Below are 24,292 nucleotides of genomic sequence, written 5' to 3'. Positions count from 1 at the left end.
ACGCCCGCACGCAGCGGCTGCGCCGTCAGGGAAGCGCAATCACCGCATCGCCGATGCGCAACACGCCGCCTTCGACGATCCGCGCGCACAGGCCGCCGTGGCTGCGCATCGCGTTGAAACCGCCGGGACCCAGCGCGCGCTCCATGTTCGAGCACGGATCGCATTCGCCGGTCCCTTCCAGCACAACCTCGCCGATGCGGAAACGGCGTTCCTTCAGCGCGATCAGCGGCAGTCCCGACACCACCACGTTCCGCCGCAGCAGTGCGGGCAGCACGTTGGCGTGGCCCGACAGCGCCGCGATCACCGGCAGGTGCTCGGCCTGGATCAGGGTGACGCCGCGCTTGCCGCTGCCGCTGGCATAGCGGTCGCCGAGCAGGCCTTGGCCGGCGACGGCTTCGACGGACTCGACCTCGCGCATCGCCTGGCCGCGCGCGGGGCGCAGCCCGATCCATTCCACCCGGCCCGGACGCGGCAGGGTCGCCATCAACTTGCCCAGTTCGGAATCCGCCGGAGGCAGGGTCATGGCAGCCCTCGGAAAGCGTGCGGCGCTAGTGGAACAAAGGCGAATGCTAGCATCCGCCGCATGTTGCCCGACCTGCCGCCATTGCCCGTCACCGTCGACCTGCTGCCCTACGAGGCCCGCCTGGACGAACGTCCGCTGCAGCAGATCGAGCTGGCGGTGATCCATTGCACCGAGCTTCCGGACATGGCGATGGCGCGCGAATTCGGTGAGCGCGAGCTGTACGCCTCCGGCACCGGCAACAGCGGCCACTACTACATCGACCGCGACGGCAGCGTCTTCCAGTACGTGTCCCTGCAGCGCGTCGCCCACCACGTGCGCGGCTACAACGCGCGCGCGATCGGCATCGAACTGGTGAATACCGGCCGCTATCCCGACTGGCACGACTCGCGCCACCAGGCGATGGATGAGCCCTACACGCAGGCGCAGATCACGGCGCTGATCGCGCTGCTGCGGCAGCTGCAAGCCGAAGTACCGTCGTTGCGCCAGATCGCCGGGCACGAGGATCTGGACACGTCGACCGAAGCCGCCGCCGACGATCCGGCACTGCAGGTGCGGCGCAAACGCGATCCAGGACCGCTGTTCCCGTGGCCGCGGGTGCTCGAGGCGGTGTCGCTGGAGCGGCTGGTTCCGTAGCCCTCCGCGTTGTTGGGCCGCGATCGGCTATCGCACACCGGCCGGGCGGACGCCGCTCGTATAATTGCGTCTTCACCGCCCAGGCTTCGCTCATGACCTCCTCCCCCGTTTCCGAGCTCATCGAACTGCTCTCGCTCGAACGCCTGGAGGACAACCTGTTCCGCGGCCAGAGCCGCGACATCGGCACCAAGTACGTCTTCGGCGGGCAGGTGCTCGGCCAGGCGCTGTCGGCGGCGCAGGCGACGATGGATTCGGCCAGTGAGCCGCGCAATGCGCATTCGCTCCACGGCTACTTCCTGCGCGCAGGCAATATCGAAGCGCCGATCGTCTACGTCGTCGACCGCACGCGCGACGGCGGCAGCTTCTCGGTGCGGCGCGTGACCGCGATCCAGCACGGCCAGCCGATCCTGTTCCTGGCCGCGTCGTTCCAGAAGGACGAAGACAGCGCCGAACATCAGCTGTCGATGCCGGAAGTGCCCAAGCCCGAGGACATCGAGCCGGCCGCCGCGCTGGCGCCTGAGATCCTCGCCACGCTGCCGACCAAGGTGCAGCGCTGGGTGACCCGGCAGGGGCCGTTCGAATTCCGCCACGTGTACCCGCGCGACGAACTCAATCCGCCCAAGCGCCCACCCTATCAGCAGGTGTGGTTCCGCCTGTCCGAGAAGGTTGGCGACGCTCCGGAACTGCACCGTGCGCTGCTCGCGTACTGCTCGGACTTCCACCTGCTCGGCACCGCGACCTTCCCGCACGGCATCAGCTACTACCATCCCAACGTGCAGATGGCGTCGCTCGATCACGCGATGTGGTTCCACCGTCCGTTCCGCGCGGACGACTGGCTGCTGTATTCGATCGACAGCCCCAGCGCGCAATCCTCTCGCGGCCTGGCGCGCGGCCTGATCTACGACCGCGATGGTCATCTGGTCGCGAGCACCGCGCAGGAAGGCCTCATTCGCGTCGTTCAAGAAACCAAGGCGAAGTAAGCGATGCGTCAGGTATTCACCAGCCTCCGCCTGGAGAACGTCGAAGCGGTCGCGCAATTGCTTCGCGATGCCGGCATCGAAGTCCGCATCACCAACGGCCGCAGCTACAAGGGCAAGATGCGCAGTCGCGCCAGCTACAGCGACGACTCGGCGCCCAAGCCGGCGGTATGGGTGGTGCGTTCGGACGACCACACCCGTGCGCGCGAGATCCTGCGCGACAAGGGCTTGCTCGAATCCACGCGTCCTAGCGACAGCTTCCTGCCGCTGAGCTTCCGCACCGAGGAGGCGCGCTACGAAAAGTCGCCAGGGCAGAAGCGCATGTTCCGCTTCAAGCTGATCCTGCTGGGCGGTATCACTGTGATCATCGTGCTGGCGATGCTGCGCGGCTGCTACGCGCCGCGGCAGGCGGCGCCGGCCGCACCCGCCGTGCCGGTGGTGTCCAACCAGGCGGCGCGTCCGGGCGGCACGCCCGAATCGCTCGCGCTGGCCGTATTCGCGAAGGAAGTCGCCGATCCGAAAATGGTGCTGTGCCTGTCCATCGACGACATGGACGCATCGGGCGCAATCGTGGCGGCGATGACCCAGCCCGGCCAGGTGGTCGTGCCGATGTCGCAATGCGTGCGCGAGTTCGATCCCGACCGCGGCAGCTATCAGGCCGCCACCGGCAAGCCGGCGCTGCTCGCGACGGTGCGGTCGTTCAAGGCCACGGGGCCGGATACGGGCACGGTCGAGTTCGAGGCCTTCCACCACGGCCAGTTCGCCCATTACAAGACGCTGCAGGTGCAGCGCGTGGACGGCGCCTGGCGGGTGACCAAGGTGCTGCGCCACGTCGCGTCGTATGGCATGACCGAGTAGACCCGCGGAACGACGCGCGGCGGGGCAAATCACGCAACAGCCGCGCGGCATGGCGCTATGCTGCGGGCATGGGCACCGACCCCCGCCAATACGCGGACGATTTCCGCCTGTTCCAGACCACCGAGCACACCTGCGGGTACTGGCCCGATCGTGTCGCTCGCGACCTGGTGTTCGACCCGCGCGATCCGCGCATGCAGCAGTGGTATCCGCTCGCGCTGGGCTGGGGGTTCCGTCGTTCCGGCGACATCGTCTATCGCCCGCACTGTGCGAATTGCCGCGCCTGCGTGGCGGTGCGGGTGCCCGTGGACCGCTTCGCCCCGGACCGCAGCCAGCGCCGTTGCCTGGCGCGCAATACCGACGTCGACATTCGCGTGCGCCCGGCCGAACGTACCGAGGAACAGCTCGCGCTCTACCGACGCTACCTGGCTGCGCGCCATGCCGGCGGCGGCATGGACGGCCACGGCGCTTCTGAGTTCGACCAGTTCCTGGTGGGGAGTTGGAGCGAAGGCCGCTTCATCGAACTGCGCGAGCACGCGGCCCGCGGCAGTGGCCGCCTGCTCGCGGTGGCGGTGACCGACGTCGTCGATACCGCGATCTCGGCGGTGTACACCTTCTACGAGCCCGAGTTCGTCGAACGCAGCCTGGGCACCCTCGCCATCCTCAAGCAGATCGAATGGGCGCGCAGCACCGGGCGCACGCATGTGTATCTGGGCTACTGGATCGCCGGGCATCGCAAGATGGATTACAAGCGCCGATTCCGGCCGCTGGAAGGCTTCGACGGACGCGAATGGCGGGAGTTGGAATTCGTCTGAGGCGCATCGCCCCGGACGTAAAAACGCCAACTCGCCCTAGCACTGCAACATCGCATTCATGAACCGGTAACACGCGCGCCGTGAAGTAGCGGCTAACGATCGCGCCTCGCGATCTTCGCTCGTGGACCCTCATGAAGACCCAGATCGCTCTCCCGGCCCTGGCGCTGCTAAGCCTCGCGCTCGTGGCATGCTCCCAGGCCGAATCCAAGGACGCCACCAGCCCGACGGATAGCGTGATCGGCATCATCCAGTGCGACGACTACCTGGCCAAGGTCAACACCTGCATCCAGGACAAGGTCCCCGCCGAGCAGCGCACCGCGCTGACCGCCGAAGCGCACCAGATGTTCACGACGTGGAAGGAAGCGGCGGCCGACCCGCAACAGAGCGCGACCTTGCCGCAGGCCTGCAGCGCCACGCTCGACGCTGCCAGGGAAGACATGGCGAAGTACGGCTGCTCGCTGTAAGCAAAGCAACAGCAAGCTCGCTGCGCTCGCCGCCCCTCATCCGCCCTTCGGGCACCTTCTCCCCGCTTCGCGGGGAGAAGGTGAAATTTTGCCTGCTCTCTTGTCTTTCCCTTCTCCCCGCTTGCGGGGAGAAGGTGGCGCGCAGCGCCGGATGAGGGGAGCGAGCGAAGCGAGCTGCTACGCGCTCAGGGCTTCTGCGGCGTCTGCGTAGGCGCTTGCGCCGCCGCGGGCACCGACTGCGGCGCCGCTTGCGCCGGAGCTCCGGTCGGCCCCACCGGCGGCAGCGTCTGCGCCGGCATCCCGAGGACGCGCGGCTGGAATCCGAACTGCTCGTCGCCGTGCGCGGACACGATCATGCGCACCATCGAACCGGGCACCATCAGTTCGATCTGCACCGTGCGCCCGTCCGGCGCCTGCCCGGCAAGGGTCATTTCGATCAGCGCGCCTGCGGTGTCGATTTCGCGGCAGAGGATGTGCTGGTTCTCGCCCTCGCCCAGCAGATAGGGCCGGATCGGCGCGCCCAGCGCCTCCACCGCTTGCGGGTGCAGGAAGACGAAATACCCTTGTGCTTCGTTCATGGCAGCGACTCCGTCGAGGGCGTGACTGGGCGACGTTAACAGGAGATCAGCGCAATGCGATCTGCAGCTTTGCTGCGGCATCGCGTGCGCGCTCGCGCGCCTGCTCGATGTCGTTCGCCAGCGCGAGCGTGACCGCCACGCGCCGATGGCCTTCCACGCGCGGCTTGCCGAACAGACGCAGCTGCGTGTCGGCCTGGACCAGCGCCGCATCGACGCCCGCGAACACCGGCACGCCATGTCCCTGTGCGAGCACCGCGCAGGAAGCCGCCGCGCCCTGCTGGCGGATCGCCGGAATGGGCAGCCCGAGAATGGCGCGCGCGTGCAGCGCGAACTCGCTCAGATCCTGCGAGATCAGGGTAACCAGGCCGGTGTCGTGGGGACGTGGCGACACTTCGCTGAACCAGACTTCGTCGCCCTGCACGAACAGTTCCACGCCGAAGACGCCCCAACCACCGAGGTCATCGGTGATCGCGCGGGCGATCTCCTGCGCGCGTTCCAGCGCCTTGGCCGACATCGGCTGCGGCTGCCAGCTTTCGCGGTAGTCGCCGTCGCGCTGCAGATGGCCGATGGGTTCGCAGAAACTGGTGCCGTCGCGATGGCGGACGGTCAGCAGGGTGATCTCGTAATCGAAATGGACGAAGCCTTCGACGATCACGCGGCCCGCGCCGGCGCGGCCGCCGGTCTGCGCGTAGTCCCAGGCGGCGTCGACGTCGGCCTCGGTGCGCACCAGCGACTGGCCCTTGCCCGAGGAAGACATCACCGGCTTCACCACGCACGGCAGGCCGATCGCCTGCACGGCGGCGCGGTAGTCCTCGCGCGTGTCGACGAAGCGGTAGGGCGAGGTCGGCAGGCCCAGCGTCTCGGCGGCGAGGCGACGGATGCCTTCGCGGTCCATGGTGAGGCGTGCGGCGCGCGCGGTCGGGATGACCCGTGTGGCGTCGCCGCGCTGGGCGAATTCCTGTTCCAGCTCCACCAGCGTCTGGGTATGGATCGCTTCGATCTCCGGCACGATCAGATGCGGCCGTTCCTGTGCGATCAGCGCGCGGATCGCCGCGCCGTCGAGCATGTCGAGCACGTGGCTGCGATGCGCGACCTGCATTGCCGGCGCGTCCGCGTAGCGGTCGGCGGCGATGACTTCCACGCCGAAGCGCTGCAGTTCGATCGCCACTTCCTTGCCCAGTTCGCCCGAGCCGAGCAGGAGCACGCGGAAAGCATGCGGTGAGAGCGGCGTGCCGATCTGGGTCATGAGCTGTGGGGTATTTGTGGGGAGCGCTAGTTTACCGGGCGCGACTTCTGGCCACATCGGCCGTGGCCGGATCGGTGGACGCATGCGATGCTTTCGCCATGTCGCGTATCGGCCCTCTGTCGCTGCTCGTCCTCGCACCGCTGCGCGGTGCGATCGTGGTTGGCGCGCTCCTAAGCACCTTGCTGCTGGGCAGTGCGGGCTGTTCGCGCCAGGACGCCGCGAAGGACGCAGCGCGCAATGGCTCGCTATCGGGCGTGCTGCTGGATTCGCAGCTCGCCGAGATCAGCGGCCTGGCGGCGTCGCGGCGCCATCGCGACGTGCTGTGGCTGCACGACGATGGCGGCAATCCCGCGCGCTTGTTTGCGGTCAACACCGACGGCGACCGTCTCGCCACGATCCGCATCGAGGGCATGACCAAGACCGATTGGGAAGACATGGCGGCGTTCCGCATGGACGGACGCGACTACCTGCTGATCGCCGACACCGGCGACAACGGCGGGCTGCGCCGCACGCTGCAGTTGCACGTGATCGAGGAGCCCGCGGAGGTGCAGAACGCGCGGCTCAAGCCGGCGTGGTCGATCGCCTTCCGCTGGCCCGACGGTGCGCGCGACTGCGAAGCGGTCGCGGTCGACGAGCGCGCACGCCAGGTCGTGCTGATTTCGAAGAAGCGGCAGCCGCCGGAGGTTTTCGTGTTGCCGCTGGCGCCGTCGCGGGGGATCCAGACCGCGCGGCTGGTCGGTCATCTTGCCGGCGTTCCGCAGCCCGATCCCGCCGAACTGCGCGCCAATCCGAAGCAGGCGCGGATCATGAACCAGGTGACCGCCGCGGACATTTCTCCCGACGATCGCACTCTGGCGGTGATGACCTATCGCAATCTGCTGCTGTATCCGCGCCGCCCGGGCCAGAGTTGGGCACAGGCGGTGGCCGCTTCGCCGAAGGTATCCGAGCTGCCCTGGCTGCCGCAGGCCGAAGCCTTGGGTTGGACCGCAGACGGGAAGGCGCTGTACGCGACAGGTGAATTCATCCCTGCGCCGCTTTATCGGATCGAGCCTTAATCCTCTCCCCGCTTGCGGGGAGAGGGACAGCGTCGCGTAGCGGCGCAGGGTGAGGGGACGTGTTGCCGGCAACAGCGATCCCGGCACGGGCAGGCGGTACCAGTGCGGTCTGCGTGACACGCCGTGAATCCGTCCATGGAGGCTTGGTCGGCGGCATCCATGCCGCCGACAGTCACGCAGACCGCACTGGCACCGCCTGCCCTCCCACACATCTTTGGGCGCTGGCAAAAAGCAAAAGACAAAGCGGATGCAAAGCGCCTGCTCTTAGAAGCCGCACTCTTCACGCTCGCGATTAGCGCTGCCCGCCGGGATGGGGGTGGCGGAGAGCGGACCATGGATGGTCCGCGGCCCGACTAAAGGCAGGACTGCCGTCCGGAGGGTCGGAGCCACCCCCATCCCGGCGGGTAGCGCGCCCTTCCGAAGTCGGGCTCCAAGGCCGTTCGTCGGCTCCCGCTTGAAGTAGATATCAATTTGATATCACTCTATGGACAACCCAGGAGAGCAACTCATGAAAGAGAACCCGACCCAGTCCCTTCCCGGCATCCCCACCCTGCTGGTGCTGATCGCCACCTCGCTGCTGGCCGCCTGGTTGTTCATGACCGGCGTCCCTGCCCAGTCCCTGGCCATGATCGTGAGCGCGGCGGTCCTGGGCGCGCTGGCGATCTTCGGCTTCGTCGGCCTGTACATGGTCGAGCCCAACCAGGCCGCCGTGCTCAGCCTGTTCGGCAAGTACGTGGGCACCGTGAAGGACAACGGCCTGCGCTGGAACAACCCCTTCTACACCAAGAAAAAAGTCAGCCAGCGCGTGCGCAATTTCGAAAGCGGCAAGCTCAAGGTCAATGAGCTGGATGGCTCGCCGATCGAAATCGCCGCGGTGATCGTGTGGCAGGTCGTGGACAGCGCCGAGGCGGTCTACAACGTCGACGACTACGAGAGCTTCGTGCACATCCAGTCCGAGTCGGCGCTGCGCGCGATGGCGACCAGCTATCCCTACGACCAGCACGAGGAAGGCCAGCTCGCACTGCGCAGCCACGCCACCGAGATCAGCGCGCACTTGCGGCAGGAACTCGCCGACCGTCTCGCCGACGCCGGCGTGCAGGTGATCGACGCGCGCATCAGCCATCTGGCTTACGCGCCGGAAATCGCCCAGGCGATGCTGCAACGCCAGCAGGCCAACGCGATTATCGCTGCGCGCACGCGGATCGTCGCCGGCGCCGTCGGCATGGTCGAGATGGCCCTGGCCGAACTGCAGAAGAACGGTGTCGTGCACCTGGACGAGGAGCGCAAGGCGCAGATGGTCAGCAACCTGCTGGTCGTCCTGTGCGGCGAACGCGCGACCCAGCCCATCGTCAATGCCGGCACGCTGTACTGAGCCGCACGGGACGATGAGCGAGAAGAAGGCCTATCCGCTGCGCATCAGCGCCGACGTTCTCAACGCGGCGCAACGCTGGGCCGACGACGAGTTGCGCAGCCTCAACGCGCAGATCGAATACATATTGCGCGATGCGCTGCGCAAGGCCGGCCGGCTGCCGAAGCCGGCGACCGACGCGCCCGCCGAAGGAGACGAGGAATGAACCGTCAGGAATTCGCTGTGCAGCCTGTCGATGCACGGCTGGTGTGGCTGCTGCCTGGCATTGCGCTGGTGGCCGCGTTGGCGGGGATCGGCGTACTGCTTGCTCGCGAGCCTTCCGCCTGGATCGCACTGCCTGTCCTGATCCCCAGCGTGGCCATCATCGCCGTGGCGCTGCGCCGCCGCCGGGTCAGTCTCGACGATGGCCTGCTGACGATTGCCGCGGGTTTGAACACACGCCGCATCGCGCCCGTCGAATTCGACCTGACCAGCGCGCGCGTCGTCGACCTGCGCGAACATCGCGAGTTCGTGCCCACGATAAAGCTGTTCGGCACGCGCGTGCCCGGATTGAGCGCGGGCCATTTCTGGCTGCGCGATCGCAGCCGCGCCTTCGTCCTGCTCACCGGCAAGTCGCGCGTACTGGTACTCACCGAACGTTCCGGCCGGCGCCTGCTGTTGAGCCTGGCCCGACCGCAAGCGTTGTTGGAAGCCCTGCAGTCCCTGCAACGGCGCTGACAACATCCTCCACGCAAAGGAGTCCACGATGAAACCGTTCACCACTCTCGCCTGCCTGTTGCTGGCATTTATCGCCGCGATGCAACTCATGCGCTTCGCTTTGGGATGGACCATCATCGTCAACGGTTTCACGGTGCCGGTGTGGGCCAGTGCCGTGGCGGCGGCCATCACTGGCACGGTCGCGATCATGACCTGGCGCGAACGGCGCCACTGAAGCGCACGCGCCTCACGCCGCAGAAATGGCGCCGGCGATCGAAGCTCGCTAACCTGCGGCCATGCGCCCTGCCTCGCACCTACTGCTGAATACGCCCGACATCGAGATCTGGCCGGGCGGCCTGCTGCGCGCCCGCAGCAATCACGATGCGCGCGCCCTGTCGCGAGCGCGGCACGTGCTGCGGCGCAAGCGCGACGGCCAGTATCTCGCCGCCGATCTGCCCGAAGGCCTGCTCGCGCTAATACCGCGATTGCGCCACGAGGCGGGCATCGAGCACGCACTGGCACTGCTGGACCAGCTGTCCGAACCGCGCCGCGCCGGCCTCGATGCCATCGGCGAACTGCCGCTCGATCGCCTGCAGGAGCGGCTGCACTTGCTGGGTCTCGACGATGCGTACGGCGAACAGACCGGCCTGCCCCTGGTCGCGGAGCCGGCGGCGCTCTCGCTCGCCGGCTTCGACCGCTATCGCCGTCCGCTGTGGCTGATTTCTCCCGCCACGCGCGCATGGCGCTCCATGCAGGCCGCCGCGTTGCACGAAGGCATCGTGCTCGAAGCGATCTCCGGCTATCGCAGCCACGACTATCAATTGGGCATCTTCGAACGCAAGCTCGCGCGCGGGCAGACGGTAGAGGAAATCCTGACCGTCAACGCCGCGCCGGGCTACAGCGAGCACCATTCCGGCCGCGCGCTCGACATCAGCACGCTCGACGAGCCGCCGGCGGAAGAGAGTTTCGAGCGCACGCCCGCCTTCGCCTGGCTGCGCGACAACGCCTCCGCGTACGACTTTGTCATGAGCTACCCGCGCGACAATCCGCACGGAATCGTCTACGAGCCCTGGCACTGGCGCTACGACGGGCACTGAGCCCGCGCGACTGGGTTACTCCTGCGAACGCTTCGTCGGTTCCTTCGCCTTCGTGCCCGCGTCGGCGATACGCCACAGATACAGGCTCGCGTAGGTCCGGTACGGTCCCCAGCGCTCGCCGCGCTCCAGCAGTTCCTTGGGCTTGAGCATCTCGTCGAGCTTGTCGACCACCTGCGCACCCTTGCGCACGCCGAGGTCGTCGACGGGCAGCACGTCCGGGCGGCCCAGCCGGAACATCAGCATCATCTCCACGGTCCAGCGGCCGATGCCGCGGATATGGGTCAGCGCATCGATGATGGCGTCGTTGTCCATCGTGCTCATGCGGCGCAGGTCCGGAACCTCACCGCGCTCCTCGCGCGCAGCCAGGTCGCGCAGCGCCAGGGTCTTGTTGCCGGAGACGCCGCAGGCGCGCAGGCCGGCATCGTCGATCTTCGCCAGCGTGTCGCAATGGAAGCGGTCGCTGCCGATCGCGACTTCGACGCGTCCGACTATCGTCGCCGCGGCCTTGCCGCTGAGCTGCTGATACAAGATCGCCCGGGCCAGCGCGTCGACCGGATCGAAGGGCTTGCGCCAGCGCGGATCGCGCTCGATCGGCCCCAGCTTCTTCATCCAGGTGCCGAGCTTGCGGTCGCGGCGCGCGAGGTGTTCGAAGGCGGCGTCGGTATCGAAACCACGGCTGTGTCGCGGCATCGTTCAGCGCCTCAGGGCGGCGGCCGCATACAGCAGCCAGGACAGGATCAGCAGGCTGCCGCCGAAAGGCGCCAGCCGCAGCGGCACGTTGAGCAGGTGGTGCGACACCAGGCTGCCGGAAAACAGCAGCGTGCCCAGCAGCATTCCGGTCAGCGTGAAGAACTGGATGCGCAGCCGCGCCGGCGGCGCCAGCGCAGCGAGGGCGACGCCATGCCCGAAGGCGATGATCGCCGCGGTGTACAGCGCCGCCTGCGCGGGCCCAGGCGCGACGTGGGCGGCGTAAGCGGCCAGCGCGACGGCCGAGGCCGCCAGCACGCAGCCCGCGGCGGTCAGCACGCGCAATCGCTTGGCCAGCTGGTCGGGTGTGTACATGCGCGCACGATAGGGCGATGCGGCGCGTCTGGGTAGCCCCGCCCCCCAAAAAGCAAAACGCCGCGCAATGCGCGGCGTCTGCTGAAGCGATGCGGTGCGGCTTACTTGACCGACCACACCACGTCGTACTCGCCTTCCTGGCCCGGCGCGAAGCCCGGATCGATGCCGTTCTTCCACGACTCGTAGGCGCGCTCGGTGGTTTCGTAACCGCGGGTCATCGCCCAGGCGCGCAGCGCGTCGCGGACGTTCTGCAGGTTGGACATGTGGCCCTTGAACGCGACGACGGCGGTCTTGCTCGGCGGGTTGTAGAGCAGCTCGACGTTGTTGGCGAGCTTCAGGCCTTCCAGCTTGACGGTCGGATCGGCGCCGGCCTTGCGGACCTGCTGGGCGACGTCGAACGAATAGATCGAGCTGCCGTATTCGTTGGTGATGATGCGCACCGGACCGACGGCTTCAAGACCGTTGGCGGCGATGTTCTTCTTGATCCACTCGATGTTGGTCTTCATCTGGTTCTGGATCGTGATCTGGTTCAGCGGAACCGCGGCGTTCAGGACCAGCAGGTTCTCGCCCGGACGGTCGACCAGCTTCGGCGCCATCGCCGGATCGTCCTTGCCCAGGACGGTGTAGTCGAGGTTCGGGATCGTCGCCAGCATGTTGCTGAGGCTGGCCAGGCCGAGCTTCATCTTCTCGCCGATGTGGCTGGTCACGTACAGGCCGGAGTAGCGGCCCAGCAGGTTCATGCCGTAGTCGACGTCGTAGCTCTGGGTGATCTGGATGTTGCGGCCGCCCTTGCCCGTCTTGGAGAAGGTGAACTCCGAACGCTTGTTATGGCCGCGGTCGATGTCTTCGATCGCGTATTCGACCAGCTGGCCCGGCACGCTCTTGGTGATGGTCCAGTTGCCCGAGCCCAGCGCCTTCTCTTCGGATTCCCAGCTCACCTTGGCGCCCGGGCCCACATCCGGACCCGACAGGCTGATCTTGATCTTGGGATCGCCGCCGACGGAGGGGTTCCAATCCTTGAAGCGACGCACGCTGTTCAAGGTGTCGAACACGATGGTCATCTTGCGGTTGGTCTCAACCGAGCTTTCAAGATGACGGCTCGACGGCAGGATGAAGCCGACGACGGTAAACAGCACGGCGACGATCGCCAGGGAAATCAGGATCTCGAGCAAACGGGTCATTCAGGTTCTCCAGGGCCCGGTCTCGGCAATCGGCCGGGGCGCAAGTCGGCAATCGTAACCCAGCCGGCGGCCGCAACGCAGCACCGGTGCGGGCCCAAGCCCCCTCGGGACGGTGCCTGGGCCCGTGATCGCCACGAAAAAGCAAAGCCCGTCAAAAGACGTAGCCGAAGGCAAGGAACGTTTCGCGCCCCTGCGCCGACCGAAGCGGTTACTGCACGGCCCCAACTCCCCCTCTCCCGCTTGCGGGAGAGGGCAAGGGGTGAGGGCGGCTCAGGTCGCAGCTCACCCCACCCCTGCCAACGCCTCAAACCAACTGCAACTCGAACGCCTTCAACACCGCGCGGGTCCGATCGCGAACCCCCAGCTTGCTCAGGATGTTCGACACGTGGTTCTTAATCGTGCCCTCGGCCACGCCCAGCGAATTGGCGATTTCCTTGTTGGAAAAGCCGCCGGCCATCAGGCGCAGGATCTCGGTTTCGCGCTCCGTCAGCGGATCCGGCCGATCCAGGCTGACGAACTCGTTGCGCATGTGCTCCAGGCCCGAGAGCAGACGCTGGGTCATCGCCGGCTGCACCAGGGAGCCGCCGTCGGCGACGGCCTGGATCGCACCGACGAGTTGTTCGAGCGAGACGTCCTTGAGCAGATAGCCCTTGGCGCCGGCCTTCAGCCCGGCCAGGACCAGCTGATCGTCGTCGAAGGTGGTCAGGATGATGGTCGGCGGCAGCGTATTCGTGCGCGCCAGCGCCTGCAGCGCCTCCAGGCCCGACATGACCGGCATGCGCATGTCCATCAGCACCACGTCCGGGTTGATCTGCGGAATTATTTCCACCGCCTGCTTGCCGTCGCTGGCTTCGGCCACGACTTCGATGCCTTCGGCCAGGGCCAATAGCGACCGCACCCCCTGGCGCACCAGGGTCTGATCGTCTACCAGCAGCACACGGATGCTCTTTCCACTCATGCAATCGCTCCTTCGCTTGCGGCCAGGGTGGCCGAGGCCGGCAGCGTCAGCCGCAGGCGGAAACCGGATTGGGGCTGTGTATCGATGCGCAGGTCACCGCCGTGCTGGACCAGGCGCTCGCGCATGCCGCGCAAGCCATTGCCTGCCACCAGCGCATCGGCGCCGCGCCCATCGTCGCGAGCGTCCACGACTATCGTGCCACCTTCGCGGCGCGCGTTGATCCACAGGTTGCGCGCGTTGGCGTGACGCACGGTGTTGGTGATGATTTCCTGCGTGCAGCGCAGCAGCACGTGCGCGCGCTCGGGGTCGTCGAGGGTGAGCGGCGCCTGGATGTCCATGTGGATATCCAGCGCCGGGACGTTCTCCGACAAGGGCTGCAGGGCCGCGGCCAGGTCGATCGCCCCGCCTTCGCGCAATTGGCTCACCGCTTCGCGCACGTCGGTGAGCAGCAGCTTGGCCAGGGTATGCGCCTGCTGCACGTGCTCGCGGGCGCGGCCTTCCGGGGCGAGATGGCCGGCGACTTCGAGATTCAGGCTCAACGCCGTGAGGTGATGGCCTAGCAGGTCGTGGAGCTCGCGCGAGATGCGGGTGCGTTCGTTGACGCGCACGCTTTCGCCCAGCAGCGCGCGGGTGGCGCGCAGTTCCGAGTTGAGGCGGCGCTGCTCATCGCGCGCCTGAGCTTGCTGCCGTGCGACCAAGCTGGTCACGAAAATAAATCCAGAGAAGCCCGCATAAAGCACGGACTGCATCGTTGCTTCCAGGACCGGGAAATTCAGCCCGCTTACAAACACCGGCACGATCGCTAGCTGGCTAACCACCAGCCAACACACCCCCAGCCGAAGGGACAACAGCCAGGGCAGAACGCAGGCTGCCACCATGAGCAGAACACTGCCCAGCCCACTTTGGTTGTAGTAGCTGACCCCGATCGCCGCCATCGTCATGACGATCAGCAAAGCCAGCGCCCTAACCCCCGCATTACGTAGATTGGAGGTCAACCAGGCATAGCTGGCGCCAAATGCGCAATAGCACGCCCAGCCTTGCCAGGGCATGGGTTGCAGCACCTCCCCGCCCTCGCCAAGGATCGGATGAAGCCATGAATACAGGAGCGGGAGCGAAACTACGCCCCAGGTAAATAACCCGGCGTAACGCAACAGTTGATCGTGATTGAGGCGCAGCAGCATGGATGCATGCTAGACAGATCGCCCCCGGCGAGGGCCCACCCATAAGTAATGGGGTGCGCCGGGCAAAAGCGCAATATTCGGCGCTTTTGCCCGGCACGGTCAGTTATGAATCACACGCCCTTTAAGAACACCTCAAAAGACTAAAGTAGGGCATAACCACTGACGACGATCCCGTGCAGCCGAGCTTTTCCGTCGAGCTGACACCGCTCTGTACATTGGAAAAATCGGGCTTATCCGCGCCTCCGCCGACATTGGCGATCTCATCGACCGTCAGCTCGCGAATCCCCTTGCGATCTTCAACCTTGGACATCGTTCCCTACTCCTTGTCAGTTCGTTTTGAGTCAAGGGAGAAATTCCCTGGACGAACCCGATCCTAGGTACCGCCCTGCCGAGAACTATCAATAACGAAAATTTAACGACGCGAGCCTCGGCAGCCGTATGCGATAATCGCCCGGCCGAGGGCAACAGGGCCGCCCCCGGCAAGAACCATGGAGTTACGACGAAATGTCGATCGTTGTCCGCGACGTGCGTGAGCACGAGCTGGATTCCGTCCTCGCTCTCAACAACGCCGCCGGACCCGCCATCCTGCCGCTGGACGCGACCCGACTGCGCTACTTCTTCGATCAAGCCGAGTACTTCCGTGTCGCCGAGCGCGACGGGACGCTCGCCGGCTTCCTGATCGGCATGGGTTCGGGCGCCGAGCACGACAGCAGCAATTTCCGCTGGTTCCGCGAGCGCTATCCCGAATTCTTCTATATCGACCGCATCGTGGTGGCGAGCCGCCGCCGCGGCGGTGGTGTCGGCCGTGCGTTCTATGCCGACGCGCAGAGCTATGCCGAAGCGCGTTACCCGCACATGGCCTGCGAGGTCTTCCTCGACGGCACCAACGATCCGGTGCTGCTGTTCCATGGCAGCTTCGGTTTCCGCGAAGTCGGCCAGCACGTGATGGAGGAAACCGGCGTGCGCGCCGCCATGCTGATGAAGCCGCTGTGCAGCTATTCGTGGGTACGCGAGACCTACGGCGACGCCCTGCCCAACGTGCCGTGGCTGACCCAGCCGCGCACTCCGATCGCGCATGTGGCACCCCGCGCGACAGGGACCTGTCCATGAGCGTGGCGGTCGACTACGAGCTGGCCGGCGATCTGAAGATCGGCCAGGTAGGCATCGCCAATCTCCGCATCCGCACCCTCGACGTTCCGCGTCTCGTCGACGAGATGCGCGGCCGCGTGCAGCGCGCGCCCAAGCTGTTCGCGCGCGCGGCGGTGGTGCTCGATTTCGGCGGCCTGACCCAGGTCCCCGACGTCGATACCGCGCGCCAGCTGATCGCCGGACTGCGCGAGGCCGGCGTGCTGCCGGTGGCGCTGGCCTACGGCACCAGCGAGATCGAGCGCCTGTCGGAACAACTCGATCTGCCGCTGCTGGCCAAATTCCGTGCGTCCTACGAACGCGACGGTGAAACCGAAGCCGCGCCGCCGCCTCCACCGCGCGCGAAGCAGGAAGCCGCCGCCAAGCCCGAACCCGCCCCGCCCGCGCAACAGGCGCCTACCGCACCCGGCCTGATCCATTCCACGCCGGTGCGCTCGGGCCAGCAGGTCTATGCGGCCAACCGCGATCTCAGCGTGCTCGCCAACATCGGCGCGGGCGCGGAAGTCATGGCCGACGGCTCGATCCACATCTACGGCCCGTTGCGCGGACGCGCCTTGGCCGGCGCGCAGGGCTGGAGCCAGGCGCGCATCTTCTGCCGCGAATTCCACGCCGAACTCGTTGCCATCGCCGGCCACTACAAGGTGCTGGAAGACATTCCCAAGGACCTGCGCGGCAAGGCCGTGCAGATCTGGCTCGAAGGCGAGGAGCTGAAGATCGCCAAGCTCGACTGAATCACCCGCGCCGGGCTTCCCCGGCGTTTTTGTTGTAAATAGTGTCTCGACAAGAACGCGGGCCTGAGCCCGCCATTACAAGAAAGCACGGCGGACCTCCATTGCAGCGCCCGCCGTCGAAAACAGGACTGGGAGAGAAAACTTGGCAGAAATCATCGTAGTCACCTCGGGCAAGGGCGGCGTGGGCAAGACCACCACCAGCGCCAGCGTCGCCTGCGGACTCGCCCGTCGCGGCCACAAGGTCGCCGTCATCGACTTCGACGTGGGCCTGCGCAACCTCGACCTGATCATGGGCTGCGAACGTCGCGTGGTGTACGACTTCGTCAACGTCATCAGCGGCGAAGCCGCGCTGAAGCAGGCCCTGATCAAGGACAAGCGCTTCGACAACCTCTTCGTGCTGGCCGCCTCGCAGACGCGCGACAAGGACGCGCTGACCAAGGAAGGCGTCGAGAAGGTGCTGAAGGACCTGTCCGACGACGGCTTCGACTACGTTGTCTGCGATTCGCCGGCGGGTATCGAGAAGGGCGCATTCCTGGCCATGTACTTCGCCGACCAGGCGGTCGTGGTGGTGAATCCGGAAGTCTCCTCGGTCCGCGACTCCGACCGCATCCTCGGCCTGCTCGCCTCCAAGACCCGCCGCGCCGAAAACGGCGAGCGCGTGAAGGAATTCCTGCTGCTCACCCGCTACAGCCCCAAGCGCGTGGAGACCGGCGAGATGCTCAGCGTCGGCGACGTCGAGGAAATCCTCGGCCTCAAGACGATCGGCGTAATCCCCGAATCCGGCGACGTGCTCAACGCCTCGAACAAGGGCGAGCCCGTCATCCTCGAAGCCGAATCCGATGCGGCCCAGGCCTACGACGATGCGGTTTCGCGACTGCTGGGCGAGGATCGCCCGATGCGCTTCACGCAGGTCGAGAAGAAGGGCTTCTTCAGCAAGATCTTCGGAGCCTGATCATGGGTCTGTTCGATTTCCTCATTGCCAAGAAGCCCACCGCCTCGATAGCGAAGGACCGCCTTCGCATCATCGTCGCGCACGAGCGCAGCGGTCGCGGCAACAGCCCCGACTACCTGCCGATGCTGCAGCGCGAACTACTGGAAGTGATCCGCAAGTACGTCAAGGTCGAAGACGAAGCGGTGAAGGTCGACCTGATCGGCGAAGGCGACAACAAGGTGCTCGACATCTCCGTCGCCCTGCCGGAAAGCCCGGCGCAGGCATAGCCTCTGCTTTTCATCCCGGCGCATCGCCGGGATGAAGGGCCAAGTACCATGCTCACCCTCGCCGACATCGCCTTCGCCGACGTCGTCTCGCTGCTGGCCCGCTACGGCCTGCAATTCCAGCTCGTACCCCAGGGCGAAGCGATTCCCGGCAGCTACTGGGGCGAAACCGAAGCCGGCCTCATCGGCGCCACCGTCTACGCCCGGCTCGACACTCCCGTGCATTCCCTACTGCACGAGGCCGCGCACCTGATCGTGCTGCCGCCCGAGCGCCGTGCAGAAATCCACACCGACGCCACCGACTCGGTGGAGGAAGAAGACGCCGTATGCGTGCTGCAGGCACTGCTCGGCGACGAACTGCCCGGCGTCGGCCGCAACCGCGTGCTCGCCGACATGGATGCGTGGGGCTACACCTTCCGCCTGGGCTCGGCCCGCGCTTACTTCGAACACGATGCCGAGGCGGCGTGGGACTGGCTGGCCAAGCACGGCCTGATCGACGCGCCGCACGGCCGCCTGGTCCGGACCGCCGCCTGAGCGCCACCGGCGTCAGCGGCATTCGCCAATCGCGGAGACGCGACCCGCATCACTTGCAGGCCCCCGCCCGCCCACACTAGCCTCGCGGTTCTCGCGCCCGGTCCGGGCGCCCGTTGAGGGATTCGTCGTGAACCATCGTCATGCCCTGCTCGCGCTCGCCGTAGCCGTGGGCCTCACCTTGTCGGCCTGCAAGAAGGAACAGGCCCCCGCGGAAGCGGCGAAGGCGCCGGAGGGCGAGACCGCCGACCAGTTCGTCGCGCGCGTCAACGACGAGATGCGCAAGATCTATCCCGAGCTCAATGCTGCGCAGTGGACCTCGTCGACGTACATCAACGGCGACACCGAGATGCTCACGGCCAAGGCCAACGAGCGCTTCCTGACGCAACTCAACAAGTGGATCGACGAGTCGCGCAAGTTCGAGGGCCAGAAGATGTCGCCCGCGACCGCGCGCGCGATCAAGCTGCTGAAGCTGTCGGTGGCGATGCCGCCGCCGAAGGATCCGAAGAAGCTGGAAGAACTCACCGGGATTGCTACCCGCCTGGAAGGCATGTACGGCTCGGGCGAGTACTGCAAGGGCGAAGGCAGCGCGCGCAAGTGCCGCCAACTCGGCGAACTCGAGGACGTGCTGCGCGATCCCGCGGCGACTTATGAGGAACAGCTGGACGCCTGGCAGGGCTGGCACACCATCGCCCAGCCGATGCGCAAGGACTACACCCGCTTCGTCGAGCTGATCAACACCGGCGCGAAGGACATGGGCTTCGCCGACACCGGTGAACTGTGGCGTTCCGGCTACGACATGACCCCGGCGGAAATCGCCGCCGAGACCGACCGTCTGTGGCTGCAGGTCAAGCCGCTTTACGAACAGCTGCACTGCTACACCCGCACGCAGCTGGAGAAGAAGTACGGCGACCAGGGCCACGTGCAGGGCGGCATGCTGCCCGCGCACCTGATGGGCAACATGTGGCAGCAGGACTGGGGCAATCTCTGGCCGATCCTGCAGCCCTACAGCGACGCCCAGGCCGGTAGCCTGGACATCTCCAAGACGCTGAAGGATGCGCGCGACGCGAAGGAAGCCGCGCTGATGCGTGCGCTCGACCACGAAGCCACGTACGACGAACGCGCCGACCTCGCCCGCCAGGCCGACCTCGCCGAAGCCAAGGAAATGACCGAGCGCGCGCAGGACTTCTACACCTCGCTCGGCATGGCCAAGCTGCCGGAGAGCTACTGGACCAAGACCCAGTTCATCAAGCCGCGCGACCGCGACGTCGTGTGCCACGCCAGCGCATGGGACATCAACATGCAGGGCGACGTGCGCACCAAGATGTGCATCAAGGCGAACGAAGAAGACTTCACCACGATCTACCACGAGCTGGGCCACGTCTATTACTACATGGCCTACAACAACCAGCCGCCGATCTTCCAGCAGGGCGCGCACGACGGCTTCCACGAAGCCATCGGCGACACCATCGTGCTGTCGATGACGCCGGCCTACCTGCAGTCGATCGGCCTGGTCGGCGAGCAGAAGCCGAGCAACGAAGGCCTGATCAACGCGCAGATGCGCATGGCGCTGGCGAAGGTGGCGTTCCTGCCCTTCGGCCTGATGATCGACCGCTGGCGCTGGGGCGTGTTCGATGGTTCGATCAAGCCGGATCACTACAACCAGGCGTGGTGGGATCTGAAGGCCAAGTACCAGGGCGTGGCCCCGGTGACGGCGCGCGGCGAAGACTTCTTCGACGCGGGCGCGAAGTACCACGTGCCGGGCAACACGCCGTACACACGCTACTTCCTGTCGCACGTGTTGCAGTTCCAGTTCTACAAGGCGCTGTGCGATGCCTCGGGCTACAAGGGCCCGCTGCACGAGTGCAGCTTCTACGGCAACAAGACCGCCGGCGCAAAGTACCAGGCGATGTTGAGCAAGGGCGCCAGCCAGCCGTGGCAGCAAACGCTGAAGGAACTGACCGGCAGCGAGAAGATGGATGCATCCGCGGTGCTGGAATACTTCTCGCCGCTGCAGGCCTGGCTGAAGCAGCAGAACGAAGGCAAGACCTGCGGCTGGAATGCGGAAGCGGCGAAGGCCGCGGCGCCGGCCGCGGAGAAGAAGGCGGGTTGATCGGCGCCGACAGTTGCACAAAAAGGCCGGCGTACGCCGGCCTTTTTCTTTACCGCACCGTCGCCGCCGTCTGTCCAAACAGAATGCGACGTTCTTCGTCGGAAATATTGCTGCGCCCCTGATACGCCGGTGGCACGCCTTCGTACGTCCGCATCGTCGCCGGACGTGCCTTGATGGTTTCGAACCAGCGCTTGAGGTGAGGGAAATCGTCCAGGTTCTGCCCATGCGGTTCATACGGCACGATCCACGGATAGATCGCCATGTCCGCGATGGAGTACTCGCCGGCCACGAACTCGCGATCCGCCAGGCGCTTGTCCAGCACGCCGTACAGGCGGTTGGTTTCCTTCACGTAACGCTCGATCGCATACGGCACCTTCTCGGGCGCATAGACGACGAAATGTCCGTTCTGCCCCGCCATCGGCCCCAGGCCGCCGACCTGCCAGAACAGCCATTGCAGCACTTCGGCGCGGCCACGGATGTCGGACGGAATGAAGCGGCCGATCTTTTCGGCCAGATACAGCAGCATCGCCCCGGATTCGAACAGCGAAATCGGCGCGCCGCCGTCCGAAGGATCGTGGTCGACCAGCGACGGAATCTTGTTGTTGGGCGAAATGCGTAGATAGTCAGCCGCGAACTGCTCGCCCTTGCCGATGTCGACCGGAACGATCCGGTGCGGCAGGCCGCTTTCCTCCATGAACAGCTTGAGCTTGAGGCCGTTGGGCGTGCCCCAGTAATACAGGTCGATCATCGTGAGCTCCGGGGGGTAAGTATCCAATCCAAGGTTTGCGGCTCGGCGGCGTGTCATGCAAGTACGGCCATGGCTCGCAGCGTTGCAGTGGTCGTAGTGTGCGCTCCGCGCGCAGGCTCTCGGGGAACCAGATGCCGCCCTTTTCGGGGGCCAGTTGACCGGTTGCCACCGGCTGGCGGCACGCGCTCGAAGGGAGCGATACTCGCCGCATGAACCGACTCGACACCGCCCACGATCTCGCCCCCCAGCCGCTCGATCACGCCACCGCATTGCCGGCGCGCTTCTATGCCGATCCGTCGATAGTGGCCGTCGACCGCCGCCTGATCTTCGATCGCGGCTGGCAGCTGCTGGCCCACGTGTGCCAGTTGCAGAATCCGGGCGACCACGTCGTCGTCGACTTCGGCGGCCTGCCGGTGATTGGCGTGCGCGGCGGCGACGGCCAGATCCGTGCCTTCCACAACGTCTGTCGCCATCGCGCCGGTCCGCTCGCGCAATGCGACGGCCTCGCCGCACGCTCGCTGCGCTGCCGCTACCACGGCTGGACCTACACGCTGGAAGGCACGCTGCGCTCCGCGCCGGAAATGGGCACCGCCCCCGACTTCGACGTCTCGCAGATCAAGCTGCCGCAGCTCGCCGTGCGCGTGTGGCAGGGCCTGGTGTTCGCGGCGGTGGACGAAGCGCAGGCGCCGGCCTTCGAGGATTTCGTCGCCGGCATCGATGCGCGCATCGGGCCGGATGCACACCTGGAGCGCTACGGCTATCACAAGCGCGTGGGCTACGACGTCGCCTGCAACTGGAAGGTCTACATCGACAACTACCTCGAGGGCTACCACGTCCCGCACGTGCACCCGGGCCTCAACAAACTGCTCGACTATCGCAACTACGTCACCGAAACCGCGCGCTGGTATTCGCTGCAGTTCAGCCCGCTGGTGAGCAGCGCCACGCCGAGCCCGTACGGCAGCGGCGGCGACGACAGCGAGGCGCTGTACTACTGGCTGTGGCCGAACACGATGTTGAACATCCTGCCCGGCCGCCTGCAGACCAATCGCGTGGTTCCCAAAGGCGTGGGCCATTGCCGGGTCGAGTTCGACTTCTACTTCACCCTGGACGAATCCGAAGAAGCCGCGTCGCGCCGCCTGTCGGACCTGTCCTTCAGCGATGAGGTGCAGTTCGAGGACCTGGGCATCTGCGAAGACGTGCAGCGCGGCATGGCCTCGGGCTCGTACGTGCCCGGGCGCCTGAATCCGGTGCGCGAGAACGCCGTGCACCACTTCCATGAATTGCTGCGGGAGATCTACCGCGGCGACGACGGCGCCTGATCGCGCGAAGCGGCGTTACAAGGTTTCGCCCGGCACGGTCTCGGCTTCGGCGGTCGGCGCCTGCAGCGGCTGGGACACGCGCCGCTCCCAGGTCCAGAAGACGAAGGCCAGCAGCAGGAACAGCGACGACACGCCGACCATCCACAACACGTGCGCACTGATCAGCGGCGACAGCACGCCCGCGATCAGCGCATTGAGGACGAGGCTGGTGAACGCCTGCAGCGACGAGGCCGAACCGCGCTGCCGCGGATACATGTCGAGGATCGCGAGGGTCACGATCGGAAACACCAGCGCGATGCCGAACGCATTGAGCGAAATCGGCAACACCGCCCACGGCACGCGCGCGTGCTCGACCAGCAAGGTATAGGCGAAGTTGAGCAGCATCGCGATCGCACTGGCGGTGAAGCCGATGCGTACCAGCTTCTCGCCGCTGACCTTGCCGGCGAAGCGGCCGGATACGAACGATCCGGTCACCATGCCGGTGATCATCGGCACGAAGAACCAGCCGAACTCGCTCTCCCCCAGGTGCAGATGGTCGACCACGAACGCGGGCGCGGAAGCGATGAACAGCCATAGCGCGGCGAAATTGAACGCGCTCGCCGCCGCCAGGCGCTGGAAGCGCGGATTGGCGAAGATCGCCACGTAGTCGCGCAGCAGCGGGCCCATGCGCAGCGGCAGGCGCGCCGGCTTCGCATGCGTCTCCGGCAGGCCGAACCAGGTCACCAGCAACAACACCACCGAGAACAGTGCCAGGAACCAGAAGATCACCGGCCACGCGCTCCAGCCGAGGATCCAGCCGCCGATGATCGGCGCGATCGCCGGCGCGATGCCGAAGATCATCGATACCTGACTCATCAGCCTCTGCGCGGCTTCACCGTGCAGCACGTCGCGAATCACCGCGCGGCCGACGATCAGCCCCACGCCCGACGACAGGCCCTGCACGGCGCGGAACACCAGCAGCGTGGTCAGGTCCTGCGACAGTGCGCAGCCGATCGAAGCGAAGGTGAATACCACCAGCCCGCCGATGATCACGCGCTTGCGGCCGATGGCATCCGACAGCGGACCGTGCACCAGGCTCATCAGCGCATAGGCGACGAGATAAACGCTGATGGTCTGCTGGATCTGCACCTTGTCGGCATCGAGCTGGGCGCCGATCGCCGGGAAGGCGGGGAAGATCGTGTCGATGGAGAACGGGCCGAACATCGCCAGTCCGCCAAGCAACAAGGCGAGACGGCGGAAGGAGAGGTTGGAACTCGGGGTGTCAGTCATGTGGGCGCTTTTCTTGCGATTGCTTCGTTTCAATCGGGGGCGCCTTTCAGTTCGACCAAATTGCCCTCCGGATCGAACAGATATTGCGACGGCCCCTCGCCCTCCGCGCCATAGCGCGAACCGAAGTCGCCGATGCGCACGCCATGCGCCTGCAGGTGCTGGACGATCGCCTCGCGATCGAACGGATCGGCACGCAGGCACAGGTGATCCATATTGCGGCCTTCGGCACCGGGTGCCGCCCCGCCCATCGCGCCGAGCTTGCCGTCGACGGGTACCAGGTCGATCAGCGACTGCCCGGCGCGCAACTGCACCAGCCCAATCGCGTCCTGCCGGCGCTCCACCGTGCAACCGAGCACGTCGCAGTAGAACGCGACCATCGCCGTTTCATCTCGCACGCGCAGCACCACGTGATCGATCTGGCGCAGCGCGAACGGAGGCTTGCTCATGGCGGTCGTCCTTGTACGGGCGCCACAGGATATCAGGCCGCTGTCCGCGCCCATTCAGCACTCCATTCGTAACTGCCGGCCAAC

Annotated in this window: 30 protein-coding genes; 18 read left to right on the top strand and 12 right to left on the bottom strand. The window is 66.3% G+C overall.

Translation table 11 applies throughout. The features are described from left to right. Nucleotides 1-25 precede the first annotated feature (25 nt). The gene (locus ACYVJ8_RS01290) at nucleotides 26-523 is read right to left on the bottom strand and encodes an MOSC domain-containing protein (protein WP_460709022.1); all 498 of its coding nucleotides are present in this window, start codon (nucleotides 521-523) and stop codon (nucleotides 26-28) included. 60 nt (nucleotides 524-583) lie between these two features. On the opposite strand from ACYVJ8_RS01290, the gene ACYVJ8_RS01285 reads away from it, so the two are divergent. The 5 genes from ACYVJ8_RS01285 (at nucleotide 584) to ACYVJ8_RS01265 (ending at nucleotide 4,267) form a co-directional block, all read left to right on the top strand. Continuing rightward, the gene (locus ACYVJ8_RS01285; protein ID WP_460709020.1) at nucleotides 584-1,156 is read left to right on the top strand and encodes an N-acetylmuramoyl-L-alanine amidase; all 573 of its coding nucleotides are present in this window, start codon (nucleotides 584-586) and stop codon (nucleotides 1,154-1,156) included. Between the two features lie 92 nt (nucleotides 1,157-1,248). Further along, complete coding sequence (locus ACYVJ8_RS01280; protein ID WP_460709018.1) at nucleotides 1,249-2,136, top strand: acyl-CoA thioesterase; 888 nt, start codon at nucleotides 1,249-1,251, stop codon at nucleotides 2,134-2,136. Between the two features lie 3 nt (nucleotides 2,137-2,139). Beyond that, the gene (locus ACYVJ8_RS01275; RefSeq protein ID WP_460709016.1) at nucleotides 2,140-2,991 is read left to right on the top strand and encodes a hypothetical protein; all 852 of its coding nucleotides are present in this window, start codon (nucleotides 2,140-2,142) and stop codon (nucleotides 2,989-2,991) included. A gap of 68 nt (nucleotides 2,992-3,059) precedes the next feature. After that, a complete protein-coding gene (locus ACYVJ8_RS01270; RefSeq protein ID WP_460709014.1) occupies nucleotides 3,060-3,803 on the top strand; it encodes an arginyltransferase in 744 nt (247 codons plus the stop codon). Nucleotides 3,804-3,934: 131 nt separating this feature from the next. Further along, complete coding sequence (locus ACYVJ8_RS01265) at nucleotides 3,935-4,267, top strand: hypothetical protein (protein ID WP_460709012.1); 333 nt, start codon at nucleotides 3,935-3,937, stop codon at nucleotides 4,265-4,267. 185 nt (nucleotides 4,268-4,452) lie between these two features. On the opposite strand, the gene ACYVJ8_RS01260 is transcribed toward ACYVJ8_RS01265, so the two are convergent. Together ACYVJ8_RS01260 and purT are read right to left on the bottom strand one after the other, a co-directional pair. Further along, nucleotides 4,453-4,845 (bottom strand): hypothetical protein, encoded by a 393-nt coding sequence (locus ACYVJ8_RS01260; RefSeq protein ID WP_460709010.1) that lies wholly within the window; start codon nucleotides 4,843-4,845, stop codon nucleotides 4,453-4,455. Between the two features lie 46 nt (nucleotides 4,846-4,891). Further along, nucleotides 4,892-6,091 (bottom strand): formate-dependent phosphoribosylglycinamide formyltransferase, encoded by a 1,200-nt coding sequence (purT, locus tag ACYVJ8_RS01255; protein ID WP_460709008.1) that lies wholly within the window; start codon nucleotides 6,089-6,091, stop codon nucleotides 4,892-4,894. A 98-nt stretch (nucleotides 6,092-6,189) separates the two neighbouring features. Between purT and ACYVJ8_RS01250 the strand changes: the two genes are divergently transcribed. From ACYVJ8_RS01250 to ACYVJ8_RS01225, 6 genes are all read left to right on the top strand, one after another. Next, the gene (locus ACYVJ8_RS01250; protein WP_460709006.1) at nucleotides 6,190-7,146 is read left to right on the top strand and encodes a hypothetical protein; all 957 of its coding nucleotides are present in this window, start codon (nucleotides 6,190-6,192) and stop codon (nucleotides 7,144-7,146) included. Nucleotides 7,147-7,654: 508 nt separating this feature from the next. Then, a complete protein-coding gene (locus ACYVJ8_RS01245) occupies nucleotides 7,655-8,518 on the top strand; it encodes an SPFH domain-containing protein (protein ID WP_460709004.1) in 864 nt (287 codons plus the stop codon). Between the two features lie 13 nt (nucleotides 8,519-8,531). After that, nucleotides 8,532-8,720: a type II toxin-antitoxin system antitoxin gene (locus ACYVJ8_RS01240; protein ID WP_460709002.1), complete on the top strand. Its 189-nt coding sequence runs from the start codon at nucleotides 8,532-8,534 to the stop codon at nucleotides 8,718-8,720. Beyond that, a complete protein-coding gene (locus tag ACYVJ8_RS01235) occupies nucleotides 8,717-9,232 on the top strand; it encodes a PH domain-containing protein (RefSeq protein ID WP_460709000.1) in 516 nt (171 codons plus the stop codon). The genes ACYVJ8_RS01240 and ACYVJ8_RS01235 overlap by 4 nt, the downstream gene beginning before the upstream one ends. A 28-nt stretch (nucleotides 9,233-9,260) precedes the next feature. After that, the gene (locus ACYVJ8_RS01230; protein WP_460708998.1) at nucleotides 9,261-9,446 is read left to right on the top strand and encodes a hypothetical protein; all 186 of its coding nucleotides are present in this window, start codon (nucleotides 9,261-9,263) and stop codon (nucleotides 9,444-9,446) included. Nucleotides 9,447-9,507: 61 nt separating this feature from the next. Continuing rightward, nucleotides 9,508-10,308, top strand: a complete 801-nt coding sequence (locus ACYVJ8_RS01225) for a M15 family metallopeptidase (protein ID WP_460708996.1) — start codon at nucleotides 9,508-9,510, stop codon at nucleotides 10,306-10,308. A gap of 15 nt (nucleotides 10,309-10,323) precedes the next feature. Here ACYVJ8_RS01225 and ACYVJ8_RS01220 read toward each other — a convergent pair whose 3' ends face one another. From ACYVJ8_RS01220 to ACYVJ8_RS01195, 6 genes are all read right to left on the bottom strand, one after another. Then, nucleotides 10,324-10,998: a DNA-3-methyladenine glycosylase family protein gene (locus ACYVJ8_RS01220; protein WP_460708993.1), complete on the bottom strand. Its 675-nt coding sequence runs from the start codon at nucleotides 10,996-10,998 to the stop codon at nucleotides 10,324-10,326. Between the two features lie 3 nt (nucleotides 10,999-11,001). Beyond that, nucleotides 11,002-11,370 carry a DUF423 domain-containing protein gene (locus ACYVJ8_RS01215; protein ID WP_460708991.1) on the bottom strand — a complete coding sequence of 123 codons (369 nt, stop codon included), beginning with the start codon at nucleotides 11,368-11,370 and terminating at the stop codon, nucleotides 11,002-11,004. A gap of 101 nt (nucleotides 11,371-11,471) precedes the next feature. Further along, complete coding sequence (locus ACYVJ8_RS01210) at nucleotides 11,472-12,551, bottom strand: polyketide cyclase (protein WP_460708989.1); 1,080 nt, start codon at nucleotides 12,549-12,551, stop codon at nucleotides 11,472-11,474. A gap of 304 nt (nucleotides 12,552-12,855) precedes the next feature. Continuing rightward, on the bottom strand, nucleotides 12,856-13,509 hold the full coding sequence (locus ACYVJ8_RS01205; RefSeq protein ID WP_460708987.1) for a response regulator: 654 nt from the start codon (nucleotides 13,507-13,509) through the stop codon (nucleotides 12,856-12,858). After that, complete coding sequence (locus tag ACYVJ8_RS01200; protein ID WP_460708985.1) at nucleotides 13,506-14,690, bottom strand: sensor histidine kinase; 1,185 nt, start codon at nucleotides 14,688-14,690, stop codon at nucleotides 13,506-13,508. The genes ACYVJ8_RS01205 and ACYVJ8_RS01200 overlap by 4 nt, the downstream gene beginning before the upstream one ends. Before the next feature lie 121 nt (nucleotides 14,691-14,811). Beyond that, complete coding sequence (locus ACYVJ8_RS01195) at nucleotides 14,812-15,000, bottom strand: hypothetical protein (RefSeq protein ID WP_460708983.1); 189 nt, start codon at nucleotides 14,998-15,000, stop codon at nucleotides 14,812-14,814. A gap of 194 nt (nucleotides 15,001-15,194) precedes the next feature. On the opposite strand from ACYVJ8_RS01195, the gene ACYVJ8_RS01190 reads away from it, so the two are divergent. The 6 genes from ACYVJ8_RS01190 to ACYVJ8_RS01165 all read left to right on the top strand — a co-directional run bounded on the left by ACYVJ8_RS01190 (nucleotide 15,195) and on the right by ACYVJ8_RS01165 (nucleotide 20,426). Then, the gene (locus ACYVJ8_RS01190; RefSeq protein ID WP_460708981.1) at nucleotides 15,195-15,800 is read left to right on the top strand and encodes a GNAT family N-acetyltransferase; all 606 of its coding nucleotides are present in this window, start codon (nucleotides 15,195-15,197) and stop codon (nucleotides 15,798-15,800) included. Then, nucleotides 15,797-16,567: a septum site-determining protein MinC gene (minC, locus tag ACYVJ8_RS01185; protein WP_460708979.1), complete on the top strand. Its 771-nt coding sequence runs from the start codon at nucleotides 15,797-15,799 to the stop codon at nucleotides 16,565-16,567. The genes ACYVJ8_RS01190 and minC overlap by 4 nt, the downstream gene beginning before the upstream one ends. 142 nt (nucleotides 16,568-16,709) lie before the next feature. Next, nucleotides 16,710-17,519, top strand: a complete 810-nt coding sequence (gene minD, locus ACYVJ8_RS01180; RefSeq protein ID WP_460708977.1) for a septum site-determining protein MinD — start codon at nucleotides 16,710-16,712, stop codon at nucleotides 17,517-17,519. Nucleotides 17,520-17,521: 2 nt separating this feature from the next. Continuing rightward, nucleotides 17,522-17,785 carry a cell division topological specificity factor MinE gene (gene minE / locus ACYVJ8_RS01175; RefSeq protein ID WP_460708975.1) on the top strand — a complete coding sequence of 88 codons (264 nt, stop codon included), beginning with the start codon at nucleotides 17,522-17,524 and terminating at the stop codon, nucleotides 17,783-17,785. Between the two features lie 48 nt (nucleotides 17,786-17,833). Next, on the top strand, nucleotides 17,834-18,316 hold the full coding sequence (locus ACYVJ8_RS01170; protein ID WP_460708973.1) for a hypothetical protein: 483 nt from the start codon (nucleotides 17,834-17,836) through the stop codon (nucleotides 18,314-18,316). A 127-nt stretch (nucleotides 18,317-18,443) separates the two neighbouring features. Next, nucleotides 18,444-20,426 carry a M2 family metallopeptidase gene (locus ACYVJ8_RS01165; RefSeq protein ID WP_460708971.1) on the top strand — a complete coding sequence of 661 codons (1,983 nt, stop codon included), beginning with the start codon at nucleotides 18,444-18,446 and terminating at the stop codon, nucleotides 20,424-20,426. A 49-nt stretch (nucleotides 20,427-20,475) separates the two neighbouring features. Here the strand turns inward: ACYVJ8_RS01165 and ACYVJ8_RS01160 are convergent, their stop codons facing one another. Then, nucleotides 20,476-21,174, bottom strand: a complete 699-nt coding sequence (locus ACYVJ8_RS01160; protein WP_460708969.1) for a glutathione binding-like protein — start codon at nucleotides 21,172-21,174, stop codon at nucleotides 20,476-20,478. Between the two features lie 209 nt (nucleotides 21,175-21,383). Between ACYVJ8_RS01160 and ACYVJ8_RS01155 the strand changes: the two genes are divergently transcribed. Then, nucleotides 21,384-22,493, top strand: a complete 1,110-nt coding sequence (locus tag ACYVJ8_RS01155) for an aromatic ring-hydroxylating oxygenase subunit alpha (protein WP_460708967.1) — start codon at nucleotides 21,384-21,386, stop codon at nucleotides 22,491-22,493. Nucleotides 22,494-22,508: 15 nt separating this feature from the next. On the opposite strand, the gene ACYVJ8_RS01150 is transcribed toward ACYVJ8_RS01155, so the two are convergent. Then, nucleotides 22,509-23,762 (bottom strand): multidrug effflux MFS transporter, encoded by a 1,254-nt coding sequence (locus ACYVJ8_RS01150; protein WP_460708964.1) that lies wholly within the window; start codon nucleotides 23,760-23,762, stop codon nucleotides 22,509-22,511. 29 nt (nucleotides 23,763-23,791) lie between these two features. Continuing rightward, the gene (locus ACYVJ8_RS01145) at nucleotides 23,792-24,208 is read right to left on the bottom strand and encodes a VOC family protein (protein ID WP_460708962.1); all 417 of its coding nucleotides are present in this window, start codon (nucleotides 24,206-24,208) and stop codon (nucleotides 23,792-23,794) included. Between the last annotated feature and the right edge of the window lie 84 nt (nucleotides 24,209-24,292).

The organism is Lysobacter terrae, assembly GCF_054782215.1.
Note: the sequence above shows the minus strand (reverse complement) of the source record. Positions and strands in the feature narration are given on the sequence as shown.

What these genes read in the sequence shown, in the direction of transcription:
- ACYVJ8_RS01150 (WP_460708964.1), bottom strand. Translation starts at nt 23,762, where the DNA reads ATGACTGACACCCCGAGTTCCAACCTCTCCTTCCGCCGTCTCGCCTTG.
- ACYVJ8_RS01225 (WP_460708996.1), top strand. Translation starts at nt 9,508, where the DNA reads ATGCGCCCTGCCTCGCACCTACTGCTGAATACGCCCGACATCGAGATC.
- ACYVJ8_RS01260 (WP_460709010.1), bottom strand. Translation starts at nt 4,845, where the DNA reads ATGAACGAAGCACAAGGGTATTTCGTCTTCCTGCACCCGCAAGCGGTG.
- ACYVJ8_RS01205 (WP_460708987.1), bottom strand. Translation starts at nt 13,509, where the DNA reads ATGAGTGGAAAGAGCATCCGTGTGCTGCTGGTAGACGATCAGACCCTG.
- ACYVJ8_RS01190 (WP_460708981.1), top strand. Translation starts at nt 15,195, where the DNA reads ATGTCGATCGTTGTCCGCGACGTGCGTGAGCACGAGCTGGATTCCGTC.
- ACYVJ8_RS01210 (WP_460708989.1), bottom strand. Translation starts at nt 12,551, where the DNA reads ATGACCCGTTTGCTCGAGATCCTGATTTCCCTGGCGATCGTCGCCGTG.
- ACYVJ8_RS01235 (WP_460709000.1), top strand. Translation starts at nt 8,717, where the DNA reads ATGAACCGTCAGGAATTCGCTGTGCAGCCTGTCGATGCACGGCTGGTG.
- ACYVJ8_RS01240 (WP_460709002.1), top strand. Translation starts at nt 8,532, where the DNA reads ATGAGCGAGAAGAAGGCCTATCCGCTGCGCATCAGCGCCGACGTTCTC.
- ACYVJ8_RS01245 (WP_460709004.1), top strand. Translation starts at nt 7,655, where the DNA reads ATGAAAGAGAACCCGACCCAGTCCCTTCCCGGCATCCCCACCCTGCTG.
- ACYVJ8_RS01170 (WP_460708973.1), top strand. Translation starts at nt 17,834, where the DNA reads ATGCTCACCCTCGCCGACATCGCCTTCGCCGACGTCGTCTCGCTGCTG.
- ACYVJ8_RS01270 (WP_460709014.1), top strand. Translation starts at nt 3,060, where the DNA reads ATGGGCACCGACCCCCGCCAATACGCGGACGATTTCCGCCTGTTCCAG.
- ACYVJ8_RS01275 (WP_460709016.1), top strand. Translation starts at nt 2,140, where the DNA reads ATGCGTCAGGTATTCACCAGCCTCCGCCTGGAGAACGTCGAAGCGGTC.
- ACYVJ8_RS01230 (WP_460708998.1), top strand. Translation starts at nt 9,261, where the DNA reads ATGAAACCGTTCACCACTCTCGCCTGCCTGTTGCTGGCATTTATCGCC.
- ACYVJ8_RS01290 (WP_460709022.1), bottom strand. Translation starts at nt 523, where the DNA reads ATGACCCTGCCTCCGGCGGATTCCGAACTGGGCAAGTTGATGGCGACC.
- ACYVJ8_RS01215 (WP_460708991.1), bottom strand. Translation starts at nt 11,370, where the DNA reads ATGTACACACCCGACCAGCTGGCCAAGCGATTGCGCGTGCTGACCGCC.
- purT (WP_460709008.1), bottom strand. Translation starts at nt 6,091, where the DNA reads ATGACCCAGATCGGCACGCCGCTCTCACCGCATGCTTTCCGCGTGCTC.
- minE (WP_460708975.1), top strand. Translation starts at nt 17,522, where the DNA reads ATGGGTCTGTTCGATTTCCTCATTGCCAAGAAGCCCACCGCCTCGATA.
- ACYVJ8_RS01195 (WP_460708983.1), bottom strand. Translation starts at nt 15,000, where the DNA reads ATGTCCAAGGTTGAAGATCGCAAGGGGATTCGCGAGCTGACGGTCGAT.
- minC (WP_460708979.1), top strand. Translation starts at nt 15,797, where the DNA reads ATGAGCGTGGCGGTCGACTACGAGCTGGCCGGCGATCTGAAGATCGGC.
- ACYVJ8_RS01285 (WP_460709020.1), top strand. Translation starts at nt 584, where the DNA reads ATGTTGCCCGACCTGCCGCCATTGCCCGTCACCGTCGACCTGCTGCCC.
- ACYVJ8_RS01160 (WP_460708969.1), bottom strand. Translation starts at nt 21,174, where the DNA reads ATGATCGACCTGTATTACTGGGGCACGCCCAACGGCCTCAAGCTCAAG.
- ACYVJ8_RS01220 (WP_460708993.1), bottom strand. Translation starts at nt 10,998, where the DNA reads ATGCCGCGACACAGCCGTGGTTTCGATACCGACGCCGCCTTCGAACAC.
- ACYVJ8_RS01200 (WP_460708985.1), bottom strand. Translation starts at nt 14,690, where the DNA reads ATGCTGCTGCGCCTCAATCACGATCAACTGTTGCGTTACGCCGGGTTA.
- ACYVJ8_RS01280 (WP_460709018.1), top strand. Translation starts at nt 1,249, where the DNA reads ATGACCTCCTCCCCCGTTTCCGAGCTCATCGAACTGCTCTCGCTCGAA.
- ACYVJ8_RS01265 (WP_460709012.1), top strand. Translation starts at nt 3,935, where the DNA reads ATGAAGACCCAGATCGCTCTCCCGGCCCTGGCGCTGCTAAGCCTCGCG.
- ACYVJ8_RS01155 (WP_460708967.1), top strand. Translation starts at nt 21,384, where the DNA reads ATGAACCGACTCGACACCGCCCACGATCTCGCCCCCCAGCCGCTCGAT.
- ACYVJ8_RS01145 (WP_460708962.1), bottom strand. Translation starts at nt 24,208, where the DNA reads ATGAGCAAGCCTCCGTTCGCGCTGCGCCAGATCGATCACGTGGTGCTG.
- ACYVJ8_RS01250 (WP_460709006.1), top strand. Translation starts at nt 6,190, where the DNA reads ATGTCGCGTATCGGCCCTCTGTCGCTGCTCGTCCTCGCACCGCTGCGC.